Raw genomic sequence first — 20,855 nt, 5'->3', positions numbered from 1 at the left:
GGACCGAAGTCGCCTTGGCGTCAGGCGGACCGGACTGAAACCACCCTGGCGTCAGGCCCGTTCGGCCACAGCCGCGGGATCGTCGAGGACAGCCCGCACCACCGAGTGCGCGGCCCCCAGCAACGGCCCCTCGGGACCCAGCCGCGACACGGACACCGGACACGGCGGTCCCGCCGTCCGCCGGGCCAGCTCGGCCTCCAGCGAAGGCAGCAGCCACGGTGCGAGCCCGGACAGCTCACCGCCCAGCACCACGTTCTCGGGGTCCAGCAGATTGACCGCCCCGGTCAGTGCGACGCCGAGCGCCCGACCCGCGTCCCGCAGGGCACGTCGTACGTCCTCGTCCCCGTCGGCGGCGCGCGCCGCGAGCAGCCCGACCCGGTCGCCCCCCGGCTCCAGACCGGCCGCCCGCAGTACGGCCTCCTCACCGGCGTACTGCTCCAGACAGCCACGCCCACCGCACGGGCACTGCGGCCCCTCCGGCTCCACCGGCACATGTCCCAGCTCACCCGCGAAGCCACGGGTCCCGCGCAGCAGACCGCCGGCCACGACGACGGCCGCGCCGATGCCGATCTCCGCCGACACATGCAGGAAGTCGAGCGGGGTGCCGTCACCGAGCCAGAGTTCGGCGAGGGCACCGAAGTTGGCCTCGTTGTCCACGGTCAGCGGGAACGCAGTGGCCAGCAGGGCGCCCAGGTCCGTGTCGTGCCAGTCGAGGTTCGGGGCGCGCACGACCGTACGGTCGTCGCGTGCCACCAGGCCGGGCACGGCCACGGCGAGCCCCGCCGGCCACAGGCCTTCGCCCTCCGCCTCGGCGACGACCCGGTCGATCAACTCGGTGAGTTCCTCGACGACCGGCGCGGGGGAGCGGCCACGGTTCGCGCCGTGCCGTACGGCACGGGCCCGCACCTGGCCGCGCAGGTCGACCGCGCAGACCGCGAGGTGGTCGACGCCGACCTCGGCGCCGATCCCGGCGGGACCGCGCGCGCTGACGGCGAGCGCCGACCCGGGGCGGCCCACCCGGCCCGGCCGCTCGGGGCCGAGCTCGTCGAGCAGGCCCGAGCGTATGAGCTCGTCGACGAGGGTCGACACAGCCGCACGGGTCAGCCCGATCCGCGAGGCGACGGCGGCACGGGAGAGCGGTCCCTCGGCGCTGACGGTGTGCATCACCCGGGCCAGGTTGCGGCGGCGCATGCCCTGCTGGGTGTCGGGCAGCGCGCGCCCCGGTCCGGCCGGGTGGGCGTCGTGCAGCGGTGCGGTCATGCCTCCGTCAGTCCTCTTGATCGAAACGGTTCTCCGCGAGCCGGTCGAGCGGCGGCGACCTCAGCGGGTGGGGCCTGAGGAGCCGCGGCCCGCCTGACCGGCGGCGAAGGTCTCAGCCGGTCTCCGTCGGCCTGTCCAGCAGCGGAGCCGCGTCGGAGAGTACCCCGGAGATCCTCGCCATCGTCGCCTCGTCCCGCTCCACGGCCTCCAGCACCGGTCCGGCGGTCGTGTTCCAGCGCCGGGCGACCGCGGCCGGGTCCTCGCCGGTCAGCAGGCCCGCCGCCTGGGCGGCCGCGCCGAGCGCGACGAGTTCCTTGGCCTCGGGGATCTGCACGGGGCGGCCCGAGAGCCGGCGTACGGTCTCCTGCCAGGCCCGGCCCCGGGCGCCGCCGCCGATCAGCAGCAGCGGGGCCGAACGGTCCGCGTCCTCGTCGAGGACCAGGTCGAGCGCGCCGAGGAGCGCGTGGACGGCACCGTCGTAGGCGGCCTGGAGGAGCTGGCCGCCGGTGGTGTCGTGCCGCAGGCCGTACAGGAGGCCGGAGGCGCCCGGCAGCGCGGGGGTGCGCTCGCCGTCCAGGTAGGGCAGGAGGGTGACGCCGGAGTCGGGGCCCACGGGCTCCACGGCTTCCCGGTCGAGGCCCAGCAGGGCGGCGACACGGTCGACGGCGAGCGTGCAGTTCAGGGTGCAGGCCAGCGGCAGCCAGTCGCCGTGCGCGTCGGCGAAGCCCGCCACGGTGCCGGTCGGGTCCGCGGGGCGCCGCCGGGAGACCGCGTACACCGTGCCCGACGTGCCCAGGCTCAGCACGGGCGTGCCGGGACGCAGCCCGAGGCCCAGCGCCGCGGCGGCGTTGTCGCCGGTGCCCGGGGCGACCAGGGTGCCCTTGGAGAACGGCAGGTCGTGGCGGTCGCGCACGGTCCCCGAGATCTCTCCGGGCCGGACCACGCGCGGGAGCAGGGCGGGGTCGAGGCCGATGTGCGCCAGGGTCTCGTCGTCGTACGCCTCGGTCGCCGAGGCCCACCAGCCGGTGCCGGAGGCGTCGCCGCGGTCGGTCGTGCCCTGGCCCGTGAGGCGCTCGGTGAGGTAGTCGTGGGGGAGGCGCACCGCCTTGGTGGCGCGGATCGCGTCCGGCTCGTTCTCGGCGAGCCAGGCCCACTTCGTGACCGTGAAGGACGGGCCCGGCACGCTGCCGGTGCGCTCCGCCCAGGCCTTCGGTCCGCCCAGTTCCTCGATGAGCCGGGTGGCCTGCGGTGCGGAGCGCACGTCGTTCCACAGCAGGGCGGGGCGCACCGGCTCGCCCTGCGCGTCCAGCGTGACGAGGCCGTGCTGCTGCCCGCCGATCGACACGGCGGCGGCCTCCCGGGCCGCGGCACCGCACTGGTGCAGTGCCTCGGACAGCGCGTCCCACCACTGGCGTGGGTCGCTCTCGCGCCCCGCCCCGGAGGAGACGGTGTGCGAGGCCTGTCCGCTCGCCACCACCCTTCCGGTCGACGCGTCGACGACCAGGGCCTTGGTGGACTGCGTGGACGTGTCCACACCGACGACGAGCGGACCCTCGGCAGCTGACATCGGGCTCTCCCCTTTTGCGGGCTCAAGTTTTGCGTGCTCAAGCGGCTCGTGTCTCCGTCCGAAGACCGTCGGAGACATCTTGTCTCTTCCCAGAGACGCGATCGCATACTAATTTGTAAACGGCCATGACGAAATAGTCGCAAGCGAGCAAGGAGCCGCGACATGAACTACCAGCCCACCCCCGAGGACAGGTTCACCTTCGGCCTGTGGACCGTCGGCTGGCAGGGAAGGGACCCGTTCGGCGACGCCACGCGGCGTGCCCTGGACCCTGTCGAGACCGTGCAGCGCCTGGCCGAGCTGGGCGCCCACGGTGTGACCTTCCACGACGACGACCTGATCCCCTTCGGGTCCTCGGACAGTGAGCGCGAGGGCCACATCAAGCGCTTCCGGGAGGCCCTCGACGCGACCGGCATGAAGGTGCCGATGGCCACCACCAACCTCTTCACGCACCCCGTCTTCAAGGACGGCGCGTTCACCGCGAACGACCGTGACGTGCGTCGCTACGCCCTGCGCAAGACGGTCCGCAACATCGACCTGGCGGTCGAGCTGGGCGCCGAGACCTACGTCGCCTGGGGCGGCCGTGAGGGCGCGGAGTCCGGTGCCGCCAAGGACGTACGCATGGCCCTGGACCGCATGAAGGAGGGCTTCGACCTCCTCGGCGAGTACGTGACCGAGCAGGGTTACGACCTGAAGTTCGCGATCGAGCCCAAGCCGAACGAGCCGCGCGGCGACATCCTGCTCCCCACCGTCGGCCACGCCCTGGCGTTCATCGAGCGCCTGGAGCGCCCCGAGCTCTACGGCGTCAACCCGGAGGTCGGCCACGAGCAGATGGCCGGGCTGAACTTCCCGCACGGCATCGCGCAGGCCCTGTGGGCGGGCAAGCTCTTCCACATCGACCTCAACGGCCAGTCCGGCATCAAGTACGACCAGGACCTGCGCTTCGGCGCGGGCGACCTGCGGTCCGCCTTCTGGCTGGTCGACCTGCTGGAGAGCGCCGGCTACGCGGGCCCGAAGCACTTCGACTTCAAGCCGCCGCGGACCGAGGACTTCGACGGTGTCTGGGCGTCGGCCGCGGGCTGCATGCGCAACTACCTCGTCCTCAAGGAGCGTGCGGCCGCCTTCCGTGCCGACCCGCAGGTCCAGGAGGCGCTGCGTGCCGCGCGCCTGGACGAGCTGGCCCAGCCCACGGCGGCGGACGGCCTGAAGTCGCTGCTCGCGGACCGTACGGCCTTCGAGGAGTTCGACGTGGAGGCGGCCGCCGCGCGCGGTATGGCCTTCGAGCAGCTCGACCAGCTGGCGATGGACCACCTGCTGGGCGCCCGCGGCTGAACGCACGCGTGCGTGCCTGCGTGATCGGCCTCCGGGTGTGACCGACCCCCGCGCGGAATGCTCCGGAACGATGCCGTCCATGGCATGAACCGGTATCAACTTCCGTGCGGGGGTCGCGCCGTGCCCCGCACACGGCGACCCTGGACGGTATGGCCATGCCGCCCGTACCGCCTCAGCCGCCCGGGCCGCCGGACGACACGCCGCCCTACGGCGGCGGCTTCGGCCCCCCTCCTGAAGGCTTCGCCTCCTCGGGAGGGGGCTACGGGCCTCCGGGAGGGTACGGCCCGCCTCCCGGCGGTTACGGCCCGCCCTCCGGCGGTTATGGTCCGCCTCCCGGAGGCGACGGGCCGCCCTCGTACGGGGGATGGGACCCGCCTCCGCCGCCCGAACCGCCCGGTGGCCCGGGCCGGGGCCGCAATCCGCTGTTCATCCTCCTCACCGTGCTCGTGGTCGGTGCCGCCGTCGCCGCCATCGTGCTGATGGCATCGGGCAACGACGACGACTCGCCGGGCGACAAACCCAGCGCGAGCGCGAGCAGCTCACCCCGCCCCACGCTGAGCCTGCCGACCGAACTGCCCAGCAAGCTCCCCACGAAGCTGCCGACCCAACTGCCCTCGCAGTTCCCCACCGACCTGCCGAGCGAGTTCCCGAGCGGCCTCGAATCGCTGATCCCGTCCTTCGCGTCCGACGAAGTGCCCTACTACATGCTGCGGACCGGCGACTGCTTCGACACCGACGGCGACCGGCCCGGGCAGGCGGCCAAGCGCTCCTGCGGGAAGCCGCACGACGCCGAGGTCGTGAAGATCGCGGAACTCGAGGGCGACTACACGACCGACACGGCCCTGAAGAAGGCCGCGTCGGACCTGTGCGAGCAGACCCTCGACAGCAAGGCGGCGGACCAGCCCGGCGGGACCGTCCGCGGCATCCTCGTGCAGTATCCGGACCCGGCCGGCTACCGGCTCGGCATCGACAACGTGGCGTGCAGCCTGGCCGCCGACACCGAGGGCACCCGCAAGCTCACCGCACCCCTGGCGTGATCAGATGCCGCGCGGCAGCCGCACGTACGTCACCGTCGTCTCCACCCCGCTGTCGACCAGGCGGCCCCGCGCGTCGAACGCGCCCGTGCCGTCGGTCATCCCGAAGTCGTTGTCGTTGACCAGGGCGAGCGTGTCGCGGTCCACGCGCGCGACGCCCTCGATCTTCCCCGGCACCCCGTCCACCGTGCCCAGGTCGACGACCAGGCGCTTGGCGAGCACCGGCACCCCCGAGGCGGCCGGATCGTCGAGATGCTCCAGCGACGGGGACGTCGAGTCGTCGTCGTAGGGGCCGCCGAGGATGTTCGCCCTGCGGTCCAGGTGGACGAGCTGGAGCCGTGCCGCCTTGTCGGTGCGCTCCTCGACCAGGAGGCGGTCGCCGCCCACGGAGACGACCGAGGAGATCTTCAGCTCGGAGGTGTCGTCCTCGCTCGGGTCGACGACATCCACCGGGTCGAAGCGGTACGCGTACTCGGCGGTGACCGCCTTCTTCTTCGGCGAGAACCGCAGCAGCCGGGCCGTCCGCGACGCCTCTCCGGCATCGGTGTCCGGCAGGGACAGCGGGCTCTGCACCGCCAGCACCAGGTCGCCGCCCGGCAGTTGGGCCAGCCCCTCGAAGCCGCGGTTGATCTTCCGGTGCAGCAGGACGGCGGGCAGCGCCTCCACCACCGGGTAGCCGGTGCCGGTGAGGTTCAGCCCCTCGGGGACGTAGCGCGTCAGCACCTTCCCGCGCGCGGAGACATGGACCAGCGACGGCCCGTACTCGTCGACGAGCCAGAAACTCCCGTCCGCGGCCCGCACGATGCCCTCGGTGTCCAGCCCGTTCGGGTCGTACGACAGAGGCGTCTGCGCGTCATAGGTGTACGGCGTCTCGTCGCGCCCTGCCTGGTTCGGCAGTCCGGTGACCGGCTTGCCGGAGGAGGTGGTGATCGGGATCGCGTCCAGCACCTTCACGGTGTCGCCCGACACCTTGATCCTCACGATCGCCGGGTCGAATCCGGGCACGGGGAACGTGCGGCGCTTCGTGCCGCCGACCTTGATCTGGCCGTTGGGCCCACGATCGGTGACGGTCCAGAACTCGCCCTTGCGGCCCGCCGGGTAGATGTCGCTGCCGATGCCGCCGAGGTCCACGCCCCGGTCGTCAGCCACCGTGCCGGGCAGCAGCGCGTTGCTGAAGGTGCCCAGCGGGATGTCCCCGAGCGTCGCCGTGCGGGTGACATGCGGCTCGCCCGACGAGGCGCCCTCGGCCGGGGCAGCGGCCACGAGTGCGGCCAGCACGGCGAAGGGCACACCCGCCGCGAGAGAACGGTGGACGCGGCGCCGGCCGGTGGCAGACGGGGACATCAGGCCTCCTGGGTGAACAAGTTCGGTGACAGCGGCCAGATTTGGGCCTCGTGTCGAACGCCGTGCGACCGGCGGGTGAACGACGTGTGGCAGTGCCTCGTCGAGCGTGGGTGAGGATGGGGCCCATGACACAAGAGGTACTCGAAGTCGTGGCAGCCGCGATCGTCCGCAAGGGGCGGCTCCTGGTCGTGAGCAAGCAGGCGGCTCCCGAGGTCTTCTATGTGCCGGGCGGCAAACCGGACCCGGGCGAGGCACCCCTGGAGACCCTGTACCGCGAGCTGGACGAGGAGTTGGGCGTACGGCCCCGGGAACCGCGGTTCCTGGCCGATGTCGAGGCCGTGGCGGCCCTCGAAGGCGTACCCATGCGGATGACGCTCTACGGCGCACGCCTCACCCAAGTGCCCCGCCCCGCCGCCGAACTGGCGCATCTGCGCTGGATCACCGGACACGAGGACGACATCCGGATCGCGCCGGCGGTCAGGGACCACGTCCTGCCGATGCTCTGGCAGGGCCTCCTCACGGAGTCGTAGCGGCCCTGGAGGGCGCCAGGAACACGACCACGTCCGTCTCCTGCCCGGACAGCGGCTCGGGCTCCGTCCAGCCGGTACGACGGTAGAACGCGAGAGTGTCGTGCGCCTGGTCCCAGGTCAGCAGCCACGCCCGGCCCCCGGGCACCGTCGCGGTCAGGGCCGACAGCAGCCGGCGGCCCAGACCGGTGCCGCGGGCGTGCGACCGTACGCCCAGCTCGTCGATCTCGAAGGCCCCGACCAGCAGCTCGTCGACCCGGTCGGCGCCGAGCCGACAGGTGACCTTGCCGTACGCGCGGTCACTGCGGAAGGGGGACGGCGTGGTCCAGCCCGTGACGAAGCCGTCCACCCCACCGCTGTCCGAGAGCGCCAGGACGGCACGGAAACCGGGGCGGCGCACGTCCGTCTCCAGCCGCTCCCGGAACGCCGAGCGGGTCTCCTCGGCGTTCCGGTGCTCCCAGGGCGGAGCGGTGAAGATCTCGACATACGCCTCGGTGAGCTCGTCCGCGACGCCGAGGATGTCCTGGTCGAAGTGCCTCATGGCACGTCAACCTATCTCCGCGGCCTCCTGAGCCGCGGCCAGCGCGGTCGCGGGATCCTGGACGGCACCCCCCGCGGGCACCCAGCGGCCCCGCTCCTTGCGATACGGCCACCAGCGGCCGTCACGCCCCAGGCGCAACTGGCTCGAAGAGCCCACGACCGTCCACCGGTTGCCCCTCGCCCGCAACGACGGCCGCTCCTCCTCGTCCCACGCCGAGTCGAGGGCGGCACGCGCGCGTGCGAGCGTCTCACCCCCTACGGCCCATTCCTCCTCCAGCACGCCCAGCGCGGCCACGCCTCCGTCCCGCCACGCGCGCACGGCCAGCGACAGCTCCTCCAGAGTGCGCCCCGAGCCCTCCGACAGCCGCTCCAGCACGGCCCTGTCGGGAGTGCCCACCGCGAGCCGGACGGCATCCTGGGCGACCGTCAACTCGTCGTCCACAGCGTCCCGCTCGGCCAGCAGGCGGTGTGCCCGCGCCGCCGTCCGGGCGGCCAGGTACTCCAGGGCGGCCGGATCGACACCGGAGGGGGCCGGCGTCTCGGTGTCCAGGGAAGGCGGTACACCGGGCTCCTCGGGGAGTTCGGGCAGGGCGGGCAGCGGCGGAAGGATGTCCCCGGCCGCGAACGCCTCGGCGGCGTCCACGCCCTCCCGGAGAGTCGGCGCCTCATCGGGTACGGCGGTGCGGTCCTGGAGGTCGTCCAGCAGGGCGCGCTCACCGCGGCCCCGCATCAGCAGCAGGACGAAGGGGTCCTCGTCCAGCAGCCGCGCCACCTGGTAGCAGAGCGCCGCCGTGTGCCCGCAGTGGTCCCAGGCGCCGCAGTCGCACTCCGGCTCCAGCTCGCCCATGCCCGGCAGGAGTTCGACGCCCGCGGCCGCCGCGTCCTCGACCAGGTGCGGCGGCATGTCGCGGTCCAGGAGAGCCGCGACATGGCCGGCACGCTCGACGGTCATGTCCAGGAAGCGGTCCCACTGGTCGTCGGACAACCGCTCCAGCAGCACATCGGCCCGGTGCGGGGTGCGGTCGCGGTCCTGGACGACCGCCGTGATGCGCCCCGGCCTTACCGACACCGCGCCGACGGCCCCCGCGCGCGCGAGCCTGCGGCCGGTCTTCACCTGCTGGGAGTCGAGCGCCGCGTCCTCCAGCGCCTTCAGCCAGGCCTGGCCCCACCAGCTCTGCGCGAAGCCCCTCCCCTGCGCGGGAGGGAACGCCGCGAACGTGCGCTCCGGCTCGTCACTCATCGTGTGCCCCCTCGCAGTTCGACCAGATCCGCCAGCTCCGCGTCCGTCAGTTCCGTGAGCGCCGCCTCCCCGGCACCGAGCACCGCGTCGGCCAACTCCCGCTTACGGTTCAGCATGTCGGCGATACGGTCCTCGATGGTGCCCTCGGCGATCAGCCGGTGCACCTGCACCGGCCGGTTCTGCCCGATCCGGTACGCACGGTCGGTGGCCTGCGCCTCCACGGCCGGGTTCCACCAGCGGTCGTAGTGCACGACATGCTCGGCCCGGGTGAGGTTCAGCCCCGTGCCCGCCGCCTTCAACGACAGCAGGAACACCGGGACCTCACCGTCCTGGAAGCGCTGGACCATCGCCTCCCGCCGAGCGACGGGCGTGCCGCCGTGCAGGAACTGCGAGGGCACCGCGCGGGCGGCCAGGTGCCGCTCGATGAGGCGGGCCATCTGCACGTACTGGGTGAAGACCAGCACGCTCGCCCCCTCGGAGAGGATGGTGTCGAGCAGCTCGTCCAGGAGCTCCAGCTTCCCGGACCGTCCGACGATCCTCGGCCGGTCCTCCTTGAGGTACTGCGCCGGGTGGTTGCAGATCTGCTTCAGCCCGGTCAGCAGCTTCACGATCAGCCCGCGCCGCGCCATGCTGTCGGCGCCGGAGATCTCCGCGAGCGTCTCGCGCACCACGGCCTCGTACAGACCCGCCTGCTCCTTGGTGAGCGACACCGCGCGGTCCGTCTCCGTCTTCGGCGGCAGCTCCGGAGCGATGCCGGGGTCCGACTTGCGGCGGCGCAGCAGGAACGGGCGCACCAGCCGCGACAGCCGCTCGGCGGCCCTCGGGTCCCGGCCGCCCTCGATGGCCTGCGCGTACCGCGCGCGGAACGTGCCGAGGCGCCCCAGCAGGCCGGGAGTGGTCCAGTCGAGGATCGCCCACAGCTCCGACAGGTTGTTCTCCACCGGGGTGCCGGTGAGCGCCACGCGTGCGCGTGCGCCGATGGAACGCAGCTGCCGTGCCGTCGCCGAGTACGGGTTCTTGACGTGCTGCGCCTCGTCCGCCACGACCATGCCCCACGACACGTCGGCCAGCCGGCCGGCGTCGAGCCGCATCGTGCCGTACGTGGTGAGCACGAACTCCCCGTCGGCCAGGGCGCCCAGGTCCCGCCGCGGCCCGTGGAAGCGGCGCACGCGCGTGCCGGGGGCGAACTTCTCGATCTCGCGCTGCCAGTTGCCCATGAGGGACGTCGGGCACACCACGAGCGTGGGACCGGCGGTCGCCGCGTCCGTCTGCCGGTGCAGATGCAGGGCGATGAGCGTGATCGTCTTGCCGAGCCCCATGTCGTCGGCCAGACAGCAGCCCAGCCCCAAGGAGGTCGTCCGCGCCAGCCAGTTGAGACCGCGCCGCTGGTAGTCCCGCAGCGTGGCCGCGAGCTGGGCGGGCTGCTCGACCGGCTCCTGCGCCTCGGGGTCCGCGAGCCGTTCCCGCAGGGCCGCGAGCCAGCCCGTGGGGTGCACCTCGACCCGGTGGCCGTCGATCTCCGTGGAGCCCGTGAGAGCGGCGCCGAGCGCGTCGACGGGGGTGATCTTGCGGTCCTGCTGGGCGCGGGCCCGACGCACCTCCTGCGGGTCGATCAGGACCCACTGGTCACGCAGCCGCACGACCGGGCGGTTCGACTCGGCCAGTCGGTCGAGCTCCTCGCGGGTGAGCTGCTGATCGCCGAGTGCGAACCGCCAGTTGAAGGCCAGCAGCGCGTCGGCGGAGAGGAACGACGGGGTGTCCGAGGAGAGCCTGCCGGGTCCCGACGCGTCGTCCGGCGGGCCGACCACCGCGCGGGCCGTCAGTTCGCGGGCGAGCTCCTTGGGCCAGTGCACGTCGACACCGGCGACGGCGAGGGTCCGGGCGCCGGCGACCAGGAGATCGGTGACCTCCTCGTCGGCGAGTTCGAGCGCGTCCGGCACGGCCGCCGAGAGCAGGGGCGCGAGCGGCGGCCAGGCGCGGGCCGCGCGGCGCAACGCGAGCAGGGCATCCATCCGCACGCGCGGGCCGAACGCCCCGCCGGGCCCTGCCCACACCTCGGCGGCGTCCGCGACGAGCGCCGGATCGCTCACGTCGTGCACTTGGAGCACGACCCGGAACGCCGGGGCGGCCTCGTCCTGCGCCACGGGTGAGCGATCCTCGTCCCACGCCGTGGGCGAGAGACCGGACACCTCGATCCGCAGCGACAGCCGCACGCCCGCGTCATGGCCCGCGGCCACATCGGCCGCCCAGGCCCGGTGCCCGGGCACATGCCGCGGTTCCCGCGTCGCGTAGGGGGCACCGCCGGTCACGAGCGACGCGGCGGGGGAGCGGGGCAGTGTGTCGGCGATCGCGTCGAGGAAGGCGCGCAGCAGCCGTTCGGGGTCGGGCAGCCGCAGCGGTGCGGCGTCGTCGAGCGGTACGGCGTGCGCCTCGGGCGGCATCGCCGCGGCCAGCGCCCGGACGCGTTCGACGTCCTCGGGGCGCAGCGGACCCACACGCCAGGCGTCGTGGTCGCCCTCGGACAGGCCGGGCAGCAGCAGCCCACGGGCCGCGAGCTGCAGGGCGTGCACGGCGGCCGTGCCCCAGAACACGGTCGCCCGGTGGCCGTGCGCGACGGCACGCGCACGCGTGAGGACGGGCAGGGCCGCCCGCACCGGAAGCAGCACGGCCGGCACGGTCACCGTCCCCACGCCCTCCTCGCGGGGCACGACGACGGTGAGGTCCTCGACGGACCCCGAGGCGACGGCCGGCGGCGCGTCGCCGTCGGGGTCCCAGAAGGCGACGCCTCCGGTGCGGGCCGGGTCGCCGGGGACGAACACGGCACAGCAACGTGCCAGTTCAGAGATCTCGGACGGTGTTGCCGCGGGAATCCTCGGCACAGGAATGCGACACTCCTCAAACTTGACTACTCGACGCGGAGTGGCCGAGGGTACAGCACCTGTCCGGCCTACCCGGAATGACCGGGCCGTGACCTGGGTCACCTCGTCGAGGGGATGGGTATCCCTGTCTCAGGGATGCCTAGGGGTAGCGCCTCAGGGACGTCTCAGGGTCGTGGTGGGGAACCGTGGGGAGCGCGGGCCCGTTTTCAGGACAGAGAGCGGCAGTGGCCGCGAAGGAGGCGACACATGTCGAAGAACGCGAAGATCGCCGCAGGAGGCGTGGCGGTCGGCATCCTTCTGCTGATCTGGTTGCCGTGGTGGGCCGCGCTCCTGATAGTCCTGGGAGTACCGGCCGCCGCGTATTTCACGCTGGACCCCTCGCAGCGGCGCAGGTTGCGCCGTGTCACACGCAAGGAGCTCGGTCGCTGAGACGCTCGGGCTACCGGGCCGCCTCGGCCCGGTCGGCCAGGGTGCAGGAGTCGACCACGTCGCCGCTCGCGGGCCTGCTCACGGCATGGTCGGCGGGCGGCGGGGTGCCCCGCTCCACCCACGACACCAGTGTGTCGAAGGCCGACCGGTAGCAGGGCAGGATCGGCCGCAGCCGGTCCGGATAGGTGTCGTACAGGCCGTCGACGTGTGTGCCGCCCTCGACCGTGTAGTAGTGGTGCAGACGGCCCCTCCCGCTCGCGTCGATCATGCGCGCGTAGACGTCGGAGTTGGTGGCCGCGGGCAGCAGCGCGTCCAGGTCGCCGTGCAGCGTGATCAGCGGTCGGCCGATCCGTCCGGTCAGCGCCACTCGGGCCACGGCGCGATGGACGGACGCCGGGCGTGAGGCGTAGTCGTAGGCCGCGTCGGTGACACAGGGCGCCAGCACCTGCTCCGTGGTGGTTCCGGCGGTCGGGCCCGGGCAGGCGGGGTCGTAGGCCGGGTCGAACTCCGCGCGGTAGATCTTCTGCGTGACTCCCCAGTAGGCCTTCTCGTGGTACGGCCACAGGAACTCCGAGCCGCGCGCGAAGCCCACCGAGTACAGGTCCTCGTCCCGCGCCGAGCCGGTCGTACGGGCCACGGTCGTGGGCAGCGAGGTGAGCGGATTCGGGCCGTCCGCGGTCCACAGCGCGCCCTCCCAGTCCACGCCGCCGTCGTACAGCTCCGGATGGTTCTCCAGCTGCCAGCGCGTCAGATAGCCGCCGTTGGAGATGCCCGTCATGTACGTGCGCCTCGGCGCGTGTCCGTAACGCTGGGCGACCGCACGCTTGGCCGCGCGCGTGAGCTGGGTGGTGCGGGCGTTCCACTCGGCGACCGCGTCACCGGGACGGGTGCCGTCGCGGTAGAAGTCGGCGCCGTTGTTGCCCTTGTCGGTCGCGGCGTAGGCGAAGCCCTGCGCGAGCACTTGGTCGGAGATCGCCGTGTCCGTGGCGTACTGCCTGCGCGTACCCGGTGCGCCCGTGACGACGAGGCCGCCGTTCCAGTGGTCCGGCAGCCGGATCACGAACTGGGCGTCATGCCGCCGGCCGTGGGTGGCGTTGAAACGGGAGGAGTCAGGGAAGTAGCCGTCGATCTGCACACCGGGGACCCCGGAGGGGGTGCGGGTCGCCTTGGCCGTCAGCCCCGCCTGGTCGGCCATGTCGGTGTACGGGGTGCCGGCCAGCCCGGTGGTCGTCAGGTCCCCGAGGCACGCGCTCTGCTGGAGGGCCGCGCCCGGCACGTGGACGCGCTGCTGACGTGCGCAGTGCCCATCTGGCCTGCCTGCGGCCGGAGTCGGCCAGGTGAGGGCCGTCGCCACCAGCGTGGCGGCGAGGAGCGGGATGCCTCGGGACAGCTGCATGAGGGCCTCCGGGGACGGGTCGTGTCGGGTCGGGGAGTCGCGGGCTGCCTCATGGTGCGAGCGGTGTACGGCGCCAACCATGGTTCGGGGCCACATGGAATGAGGTGGCCGTATGTGAAGTGCCGTGCGGAGAGCGGGGAATGGCGAACGAGGAATGGTGAGCGGAGTGCGGTGATCGGAGAGCGGTGATCGGAGGGGCGCGGGAAATCCGTTTGCGCAGTTGATCAGCGGCACCCCACCATGGCCCACATGACTTCCGGAAAGGGGGCCCAGCGACTCCTCGGTGAGCGCTGATGGCCACATACGAGGCGTCCCCGACGCCGTCCCGACAGCCCCAGAACCCGCCGGCGCCCCTGACGCCCGCCTGGTTGAGGGCTCACTTCGACAGCCTGCCCTTCCCGGCCCGTACGAGCGCCCTGGCGCGGTACGCCCGCACCCTCGCTCCGGGCGCCTACGAGACGCTCCGCCAGGTCCTCGACCACGGCGACGCCGCCGACCGGCACACGGCTCTGTTCCTCGCGGTGGTCCGCCGCGACCTGGAACGGGTGGCGGAGGCCCTCGCGGACCCGCTGCTCGGCCGCCGGGCCCGTTCGGCGGCCATCCGACTGCCCGTACCCGAACAGGCCCTGGAACGCGTGGCCCTGAGCGACATCAGGGCCGTACGCCACGACACCTATCGACTCCTCAGGCTGAGCCGCCGCACCGCACTGGCGGCCGGACTGCTGCCGCAGGTCCACGCCCGTCACGGCGCCCGGGAAGCGGCCGCGCTCCTGCCCGCCTGCCCTCCCGAGACCGTGGCCGAATGGCTGCCCCGCGTCGAACCGGCACCCGGCATCCTCAACTCCCTCGCCCGCACCGCCCCCTACGCCGTAGCCGTCCATGTGACGGCTCAATGCGCGCGACTGCCCCAGCACTCGACCCGCCGGTACCGTGCCGTCGCGTCGCTCGCCGCCCGGCGCGACCCGCGCGCGGCGCTCCTGTTGCTGGAACGGACACCGCTGCTGCTCACTCCCGCGGGCGTCCTCTCCGCCCTGTCCCGGCCCGCCGAAGCACTGGCCGTGCTGCGCACACCCCACTCCGCCCCGGGCGACCGCGGCCGTGAGCGCCTCGTGCCCGCGGGGCCGTTGCCGCCCTCGCTGCGCCGGAAGCTCCTCGCCCTGCCCGCGGGCGACCTGGCGGAACTCGCCGAGCACTGCCGCAGTACCGGACGCCGGCCCACCGCGTCGGGCCGCACCGACGTCACCCCGGACGGTCTGCTCGGTCTCCTCCCGCCCGCCGAGCGGCGCCGTATCGTCGAGAAGGACACCAGCGCGACGCCACGGCCCGTCCCGGCCCTGGTCAACGTGCTCGCCGCACTCGAACCCGCCGACCGCGCGGATCTGGTCCGCCCCTGGGCGGTGAGCGGCGAACGCCGCCCGTGGACCCTGGCCCGAGCGGCACAGGCCCTGCCGCTCGCCGAAGGCGAACCGTTGCTGAAGGCACTCGCCGACAACCACCGCGTCCAACAGCGCTCCCTGGCCTGGCCCGCCCTGCTGGTCTGCGCCGAACTCGAAGGCGATCCGGAACAGTTCGCCCGCATCGCCGCCGACTGCGAACGCGCCTGGCACGACCAGGACGCCGTGCGCCGCCCCGCACTCGAACAACTCGCGGGCGCCGCCGGCCACTTGATCGCAGCACTGCCGGAACGTGTCCTGCGTGACGCCGTCCTCACCACCGCCCAGGCGCGCGACTCGACGAAAGGCACCGTCAGGGCCGCGCGACGGCTGCTCCACCGGGTCGTCGAGCGGGCGGCGGCGACCGGCCGTCCGGACCGGGCGGCCCGCGCGGCCGGACTGCTCGGCGAACTCGGCACGGGACCGGAGCAGCCCGACGCGCTGCCCCCGTTGCACGTCGACGAGACGACCGCCCGGGCCGTCTGGACGGCGATCGCACCGACGGCCCTGCGCCGGCCCGAGGTGGGCACCGTCGTCGCCGAACTCCTGGCCACACGTCTCACCCTGCTGCCGGAACTCGACGCCGAGGCGCGACGGCTCGCCGTCGAGTGCGACGATCCGCACCTCGCGGCGCGCGCCGCGGCGGTATGGGTCCGGCCGCCGCGGCTGCGCGAACAGCGCTGTGCCGAACTCATCGCCCTGGACCCGACCTTCGTCACCGTTCCCGTCGTCCTGCGGACCGTCACCACCCGCCGCACCGATCTGCTCGCCCCTGTCCTGGCCGCCGTACACGAGGGACTCACGGGCCGGCTGCGGCCCCGCCGGGGCGCTTGGACACCATGCCTCGCGCCCGGCGTCGCCGGACGGTGGCTGCCTGTCCAGCGGGACGCCTGGGAGGAACATCACGCGCGCGTGGTGCTCGACGAATCGGCTCCGCTGCGCGTGCGGACCGACGCCGCGCGGCTGCTGAGGGACCCCGAACGCCTGAGGGCGCTCGCTCAGGACGCCCCGCAGCCGGTGGCAGCGGCGGCGCTCGTGGCCCTCGGCGATGTCCAGGACCGCGATGCCGTGGCCCTCCTGCTGCGGCACGCCGGAACCGGGGGAGTGCGCGGCCGGGCCGCGATGGCCTCGGTGCGGCGGCTGATCGCACGGCTCCCGGACGACGACGCGGTCCCCCTGCTCGCACCCGTGGCATGCGCCGTGGACAGCCCGGTGGGCGCCCGCAAGGAAGCCGTACGGGCACTGGCCGACCTCCCACGGCGGGACGCCTTCCAAGCCCTGCTGGCGGCCTGGGACGCGCCGCGCCAGCATCGGGACGTGCGCGTCGTCCTCGCCCGCGCCCTGCTGCCCGCGATCGACCGGCGGGACGTGGCCGACCGTCTCGTGGGGGCCGTCGATGAGACCGCCGTGCGCGACGAGGTCGTGCACGCGCGCGTGGGCCTCGGGGCCACGGTTCCGAGGGAGGCGTACGCCGCCTTCCTGGTACGGCTGGTGGAGACGGGCGCGGAGGACACCGTGGTCGCCGCCTGCCAGGTGCTTGCGACGTGGCCCGGGTCCGGCGGAGCCGACGGGCTCCGCGCGCTCGCGGACGCCCTCGCGGCCCCGGCCCGTCCACGCACGGTGTGGGACGCGGTCGCGCGCCAACTCGTCCGGCTGCCGCCCGGTCCGGCGACCGAGTCGGCGTTCCGTGACGCCTTCGACGCCCTGGCCGCACGTACCGCCGACCCACACACGCGTGCCGACGCACTGCGACGGCTGCACGCGTGCGCCGAGTACTCGGACCCGGGAGGTGGCGGAGAGCCGTCGAGGGTGCTGGACGCGCTCGCCGGGACACTGGAGGCCGTCGGACTCCACGCCGACGCCGCACGCGTGAGCTGGGACAGCGCCATGGTGCTCGTACGCGACGGCGAACACGACGAAGACCGGTGGGAGACGGTCGCGCGGCAGTGCGAGGCGGGAGCGGGACGGATGCCGGCGCGGCACTCCGTACCGGCCGATCTGCACCGGCCACGCGTGCGTGGCGCCCTGCTCGCCGCCGCGCGGACCCTACGCGCCCGGGGCACCGCCGTGGCCGGCCGCCTCGCGCTGGACCTCGTCCGGGCCGGCGGCCGGGCGGCGTCCTGGGACGAACCCTGGCGGGCCGAACTCGACGCGCTCAGAGCCCACCAGGACGCGGACACCGTCGTGGCCGCCCTACTGGTCGACCCGGACGGCCGCGCCCGTCGATGACCCGGTTCAGCTGGGACGTACGGCCATCTTGTCGAGCGCCTCCAGCAGCCCCGGCAGCTCCGGGCCACGACCGACCGGCAGCACCTCGCCGGGTTCGTCGTCGAGCAGCACGAACGCGATGTCGTCGGTCCTGGCCACGAGCGACCAGCCGGGGCCGTCGGCGCGCAGCGTGCGGGCGTCGCCCGGCGCGAAGGACGACCGGACCCGGCCCAGGGGCGGCGGCGAGTCCACGTAGCCGCGGGCCTCCGCGAGGACCCGCCGGATGCCGCTGTGGCCCCTGGGAGTGTCCCTGGAGGCGTCCTCCTCGCCCTTCTCGGAGGACTCGACCGGCTCCGGCACCTCCGGCACCGGGAAGTCGGCGTCGTCGATCTGCTCGCGCCACGTGGCCCACTGGAGGGCGATCTCGTCGGCCCCCAGCCGGCGCTGGGCCGGCCCCCAGACGCTGGTGTCGGGCGGCGCCAGCGCAGGGCCGTCCGCGGCCTCCGGCTCGGGATCGTGCGGCGCGGGCACACCCGGAGCCGCGACGGCCACGGCGAGGGGCCAGCCCGGCAGGCCGGCGACGACCGAGCGTTCGTCGGGCGAAAGGTCGTACTCCATGCCGCAGTCCCAGGACGCGATGGCGACGGCGACCAGCGAGACGTCGTCGACGACGACCGTCCAGCGGGAGCCGTCGCCGTCCTGGCCGAGCACCAGACCGTATCCGTCGGCGAGCGGCGCGAGACCGAGCGCCGCACAGGCCTCCGGATAGTCGTCGCCCAGCACGCTCGGGAACTTCGCCGGCGTCAGCAGCACCGCCGTGAGCACGTAGAGCGCGTCGTCCTCGGCGGCGACGGTGTCCTCGTCCGTCCCGGCCATCCCAGCCTCCCCATCGGTATGTCCAACGGCGCGCACCCTAGTGTGCGCGGAAGCCGCTTGTCACGACTCCCCAGCCCACCCGGAGCTGCTGTTTTCCGGCCGGACGGGGCGAATCGACCGCTTCGGGCCGTCGATCAGGCCGCCGGAAGCCCCAGAAGGTCACGGGCCACGGTCTGCGGCGACTCGTCGCGCTCCCGCGCGAGCGCGATGACCGCGCGGCACGCCAGCTCGCTCACCCCGAACGACAACGCCTCCGGCGACACCCAGCCGACGGCCTCGTCGATCCGGTCCTGGTCGTCCTCGGCGCAGGCCGAGACGTAGGCCGCCGCGGCCTCGAACAGGTTGTGCGTGCGTTTGTCCCGCCCGTCGTCCGTACCGGTGCGCACGGTGTCGAAGAATCTGGCGAAGGACTTGCGGACCTTGCCGAGCATGCTGACCACCTTCCCCCTGCGTGGTTGGCTGACCGATCGTTCATCTCCCCCTACTCAACGTAGGGTTCAGGCTCCGGCGGCAGAAGGGGGCCGGCGTGGAAGCGCGCCGCCGCCTCCCGGTGATTTGTGGGAGAAGGCGGAACGGTGTCGTCCCGCCATACGACGACGGCAAGGTGCGGGGTGTCCAGCAGGACGTGTGCGGTCTTCCACACGTGGACCTGCCCGGTCAGGCGGCAGCGCGCTCCCGCCGCCCACTGCGCGCCGCGTCGTGCTTGCGAGTACGCCTTCCTGTCCGCCGCCTCCTCGCTGCCGGGCAGGGCCAGCCCGAGGCCGGTCGGGGTGGTCGAGACCGAGCAGAGCGCCAGGTCGCCGTGGGAGACGAACGCGTAGTACAGCGGCGGATCGGTGTCGACGGCCGAAGTGTGGGGCAGGTCGCACGACGGGCACGGGCGCGTGACGACGTCGATGTGTTTCGGGGCCCTTCCCGTGCGGGCGGCCAGCAGTCGGCGGAGTCCGTCGTGGGCCGGCTGCGCAGCCGTGAGCAACCACAGGTCCGGTCCGTCGGTGTGCGACGGCCGGTGCACGGGTGGGGCGTCGGGGTCGAACGGGACCGCCTCACGGGTGTGGTACGCGGCCCAGCCGCCGTACGGATGCGTCGCGGGCACGATGCGATGCGCGCCCTGCGCCGCGGCCATCCGCTCCGGCGTCCAGTACTCGACGAGGTCTTGCCGCTGAAGGCGCAGTTCCTCGGGCAGGGCGGGCGATTCCTGAGGCAGGCGCTTCTTTCTCATGCGGCTTCCTCCCGGGATGGCGGGTTCCAGACGCGCCGAAGGACCGGAACGCGGTCAACTCGCCCTTCTGCGCAGGATACTTGTGTCTTCTCACAACAAGGCGACCAAGGGAGCTGATCGGTGAACTCCGCCGTAGGAACGGGCCGTTGGGGCGATGGCGATGGCCGGGGCGAGCGGCATGCGGTCGTCGTGGGCGGCAGCCTCGCGGGGCTTCTCGCGGCGCACGTGCTGGCCGAGCACTGCGACCGGGTGACCGTCGTCGAGCGCGACCGGTTCCCTGAGGCCACCGAGTCACGGCCCGGCGTGCCCCAGGGCCGGCATCCCCATGTCCTGCTGGAGGGCGGGCAGACGGCCCTGGAGTCGCTGCTGCCCGGCTTCCTGACGGAACTGCGGGAGGCGGGGGCGCCGCGGGTGGGGATGCCGTCGGACATGGCGCTGTGGCAGAACGGTCGCTGGCTTCGCCGATGGCCCGCGTCGACGCACATATACACCGGCTCCCGCGCGCAGTTGGAGGAGATCGTACGGCGGCGGGTTCTCGCCGATCCGGTGATCGGTGTGGCGGAGGGGGCCGAGGCCGTCGGGCTCCTCGGCGATGCCTCGCGTGTGCGGGGCGTCCTTCTGCGGGAACGTTCCGGCGGCACGGGCGCGGAACCCCGGCCGCTGGAGGCCGACCTGGTCGTCGACGCCTCCGGCAGCGGCACCAAGGCGCCGCAGTGGCTCGCGGCGATCGACGCCGAGACCGCGCACGAGGAGACCATCGACACCGGGCTCGCCTACGCCTCACGCGTCTACCGCGGCAGGAAGGGCACCCTCGACGGCGAGACCCTCGGCCACTACGTCTACCCCGGGCCCCTCCAGGTCAACGGCGGCGGTGCGCTGCCACTGGAGGACGGCAGCCACCTGGTCATCGTCTCCGGGCTGCGCGGCGACGAACCGCCCACGGGCGACGACGAGTTCGAGACGTACACCAAGCGACTGGCGCATCCGCTCCTGGACCGCTGGCTGGACGAGGCCGAACCGCTCTCACCGGCGTTCGGCTACCGGCGGACCGCGAACGTCCGGCGCCGCTACGACCTGCCCGGTCGACGCCCGGCCGGATTCCTCGCCACCGGCGACGCGCTGTGCACCTTCAACCCGATCTACGGGCAGGGCATGGCCATCGCCGCGATGAGCGCGGTCGCCCTGCGTGACGCGCTCGCCGACCGGCGTCGTACCCCCACCACGCGCCGGGTGCAGCGGGCGCTGCTCGCGGCATCGCGGCAGGCGTGGGACATCTCGGCCGGAGCGGACCGCGGGATGCCGGGCGCGGTCGGCACCGCGGTCGCCGCCGGACCCGCGGACCGCGTCGCGGGGTGGTACCTGCGCCGGGTCACGGAACGCTCGCCGGGCGACCCCGTCGTGGGGCGGGCCTTCCGCGCGGTGCTGGTCCTCGCCGAGCCGGTCACCGCCCTGTTCGCCCCGTCCGTCGCCCGGGCCGTTCTCTTCAGCCGGCCGGGGCCGACGCCCGCCGAGCCGCCGGAGACGCGGGAGGAACAGGCGCGCTGAGCAAGGCCGGCAGCGCCTCGCACGCC

General features: G+C 73.5%; 16 protein-coding genes. 6 read left to right on the top strand and 10 right to left on the bottom strand.

Features of this window, described 5'->3' with window-relative positions; all coding sequences use genetic code 11:
* Positions 1 to 51 precede the first annotated feature (51 nt).
* Entirely contained in the window at positions 52 to 1,260 is a 1,209-nt protein-coding gene (locus HLK59_RS04390; protein WP_171139868.1) for an ROK family transcriptional regulator, read from the bottom strand.
* 112 nt (positions 1,261 to 1,372) lie between these two features.
* Entirely contained in the window at positions 1,373 to 2,827 is a 1,455-nt protein-coding gene (xylB, locus tag HLK59_RS04385; protein ID WP_171139867.1) for a xylulokinase, read from the bottom strand.
* A gap of 162 nt (positions 2,828 to 2,989) precedes the next feature.
* On the opposite strand from xylB, the gene xylA reads away from it, so the two are divergent.
* Together xylA and HLK59_RS50785 are read left to right on the top strand one after the other, a co-directional pair.
* Positions 2,990 to 4,156, top strand: coding sequence for a xylose isomerase (gene xylA, locus HLK59_RS04380; protein ID WP_171139866.1), 1,167 nt, complete (start codon positions 2,990 to 2,992; stop codon positions 4,154 to 4,156).
* A gap of 440 nt (positions 4,157 to 4,596) precedes the next feature.
* Positions 4,597 to 5,193, top strand: coding sequence for a hypothetical protein (locus tag HLK59_RS50785; RefSeq protein ID WP_240982193.1), 597 nt, complete (start codon positions 4,597 to 4,599; stop codon positions 5,191 to 5,193).
* On the opposite strand, the gene HLK59_RS04370 is transcribed toward HLK59_RS50785, so the two are convergent.
* On the bottom strand, positions 5,194 to 6,534 hold the full coding sequence (locus tag HLK59_RS04370) for an esterase-like activity of phytase family protein (protein WP_171139865.1): 1,341 nt from the start codon (positions 6,532 to 6,534) through the stop codon (positions 5,194 to 5,196).
* A 125-nt stretch (positions 6,535 to 6,659) separates the two neighbouring features.
* Between HLK59_RS04370 and HLK59_RS04365 the strand changes: the two genes are divergently transcribed.
* Entirely contained in the window at positions 6,660 to 7,064 is a 405-nt protein-coding gene (locus HLK59_RS04365) for an NUDIX domain-containing protein (RefSeq protein ID WP_171139864.1), read from the top strand.
* Here the strand turns inward: HLK59_RS04365 and HLK59_RS04360 are convergent.
* Genes HLK59_RS04360 through HLK59_RS04350 form a run of 3 tightly spaced genes read right to left on the bottom strand, consistent with a single transcriptional unit; the run spans position 7,051 to position 11,720 of the window.
* Positions 7,051 to 7,602 carry a GNAT family N-acetyltransferase gene (locus HLK59_RS04360; protein WP_171139863.1) on the bottom strand — a complete coding sequence of 184 codons (552 nt, stop codon included), beginning with the start codon at positions 7,600 to 7,602 and terminating at the stop codon, positions 7,051 to 7,053. The genes HLK59_RS04365 and HLK59_RS04360 overlap by 14 nt on opposite strands.
* Positions 7,603 to 7,608: 6 nt before the next feature.
* A complete protein-coding gene (locus tag HLK59_RS04355) occupies positions 7,609 to 8,841 on the bottom strand; it encodes an SWF or SNF family helicase (protein WP_171139862.1) in 1,233 nt (410 codons plus the stop codon).
* Positions 8,838 to 11,720 carry a DEAD/DEAH box helicase gene (locus HLK59_RS04350; protein ID WP_171139861.1) on the bottom strand — a complete coding sequence of 961 codons (2,883 nt, stop codon included), beginning with the start codon at positions 11,718 to 11,720 and terminating at the stop codon, positions 8,838 to 8,840. The genes HLK59_RS04355 and HLK59_RS04350 overlap by 4 nt, the downstream gene beginning before the upstream one ends.
* Positions 11,721 to 11,966: 246 nt before the next feature.
* On the opposite strand from HLK59_RS04350, the gene HLK59_RS04345 reads away from it, so the two are divergent.
* A complete protein-coding gene (locus tag HLK59_RS04345; protein ID WP_171139860.1) occupies positions 11,967 to 12,149 on the top strand; it encodes a hypothetical protein in 183 nt (60 codons plus the stop codon).
* 10 nt (positions 12,150 to 12,159) lie between these two features.
* On the opposite strand, the gene HLK59_RS04340 is transcribed toward HLK59_RS04345, so the two are convergent.
* Complete coding sequence (locus HLK59_RS04340; RefSeq protein ID WP_171139859.1) at positions 12,160 to 13,545, bottom strand: tannase/feruloyl esterase family alpha/beta hydrolase; 1,386 nt, start codon at positions 13,543 to 13,545, stop codon at positions 12,160 to 12,162.
* A gap of 293 nt (positions 13,546 to 13,838) precedes the next feature.
* Between HLK59_RS04340 and HLK59_RS04335 the strand changes: the two genes are divergently transcribed.
* A complete protein-coding gene (locus tag HLK59_RS04335) occupies positions 13,839 to 17,207 on the top strand; it encodes a hypothetical protein (protein WP_171139858.1) in 3,369 nt (1,122 codons plus the stop codon).
* Between the two features lie 6 nt (positions 17,208 to 17,213).
* Here the strand turns inward: HLK59_RS04335 and HLK59_RS04330 are convergent, their stop codons facing one another.
* The 3 genes from HLK59_RS04330 to HLK59_RS04320 form a co-directional block, all read right to left on the bottom strand.
* On the bottom strand, positions 17,214 to 18,062 hold the full coding sequence (locus HLK59_RS04330) for a hypothetical protein (protein WP_171139857.1): 849 nt from the start codon (positions 18,060 to 18,062) through the stop codon (positions 17,214 to 17,216).
* 134 nt (positions 18,063 to 18,196) lie between these two features.
* On the bottom strand, positions 18,197 to 18,493 hold the full coding sequence (locus HLK59_RS04325; RefSeq protein WP_171139856.1) for a hypothetical protein: 297 nt from the start codon (positions 18,491 to 18,493) through the stop codon (positions 18,197 to 18,199).
* 50 nt (positions 18,494 to 18,543) lie between these two features.
* Positions 18,544 to 19,284: a hypothetical protein gene (locus tag HLK59_RS04320; protein ID WP_171139855.1), complete on the bottom strand. Its 741-nt coding sequence runs from the start codon at positions 19,282 to 19,284 to the stop codon at positions 18,544 to 18,546.
* A 189-nt stretch (positions 19,285 to 19,473) separates the two neighbouring features.
* On the opposite strand from HLK59_RS04320, the gene HLK59_RS04315 reads away from it, so the two are divergent.
* Positions 19,474 to 20,829: an FAD-dependent monooxygenase gene (locus tag HLK59_RS04315; protein ID WP_171139896.1), complete on the top strand. Its 1,356-nt coding sequence runs from the start codon at positions 19,474 to 19,476 to the stop codon at positions 20,827 to 20,829.
* Positions 20,830 to 20,855 lie beyond the last annotated feature (26 nt).

This window comes from Streptomyces sp. S3(2020), assembly GCF_013044505.1.
GTDB lineage: Bacteria > Actinomycetota > Actinomycetes > Streptomycetales > Streptomycetaceae > Streptomyces.
The sequence above is the reverse complement of the archived record's forward strand: the minus strand, read 5'-3'. Positions and strand labels throughout refer to the sequence as shown.

Bases quoted from the DNA above. Each gene is read 5' to 3' on its own strand.
- xylB (WP_171139867.1), bottom strand. From the start codon at position 2,827: ATGTCAGCTGCCGAGGGTCCGCTCGTCGTCGGTGTGGACACGTCCACG.
- HLK59_RS04390 (WP_171139868.1), bottom strand. From the start codon at position 1,260: ATGACCGCACCGCTGCACGACGCCCACCCGGCCGGACCGGGGCGCGCG.
- HLK59_RS04370 (WP_171139865.1), bottom strand. From the start codon at position 6,534: ATGTCCCCGTCTGCCACCGGCCGGCGCCGCGTCCACCGTTCTCTCGCG.
- HLK59_RS04345 (WP_171139860.1), top strand. From the start codon at position 11,967: ATGTCGAAGAACGCGAAGATCGCCGCAGGAGGCGTGGCGGTCGGCATC.
- HLK59_RS04320 (WP_171139855.1), bottom strand. From the start codon at position 19,284: ATGAGAAAGAAGCGCCTGCCTCAGGAATCGCCCGCCCTGCCCGAGGAA.
- HLK59_RS04335 (WP_171139858.1), top strand. From the start codon at position 13,839: ATGGCCACATACGAGGCGTCCCCGACGCCGTCCCGACAGCCCCAGAAC.
- HLK59_RS04330 (WP_171139857.1), bottom strand. From the start codon at position 18,062: ATGGCCGGGACGGACGAGGACACCGTCGCCGCCGAGGACGACGCGCTC.
- HLK59_RS04325 (WP_171139856.1), bottom strand. From the start codon at position 18,493: ATGCTCGGCAAGGTCCGCAAGTCCTTCGCCAGATTCTTCGACACCGTG.
- HLK59_RS04360 (WP_171139863.1), bottom strand. From the start codon at position 7,602: ATGAGGCACTTCGACCAGGACATCCTCGGCGTCGCGGACGAGCTCACC.
- HLK59_RS04340 (WP_171139859.1), bottom strand. From the start codon at position 13,545: ATGCAGCTGTCCCGAGGCATCCCGCTCCTCGCCGCCACGCTGGTGGCG.
- xylA (WP_171139866.1), top strand. From the start codon at position 2,990: ATGAACTACCAGCCCACCCCCGAGGACAGGTTCACCTTCGGCCTGTGG.
- HLK59_RS04365 (WP_171139864.1), top strand. From the start codon at position 6,660: ATGACACAAGAGGTACTCGAAGTCGTGGCAGCCGCGATCGTCCGCAAG.
- HLK59_RS04355 (WP_171139862.1), bottom strand. From the start codon at position 8,841: ATGAGTGACGAGCCGGAGCGCACGTTCGCGGCGTTCCCTCCCGCGCAG.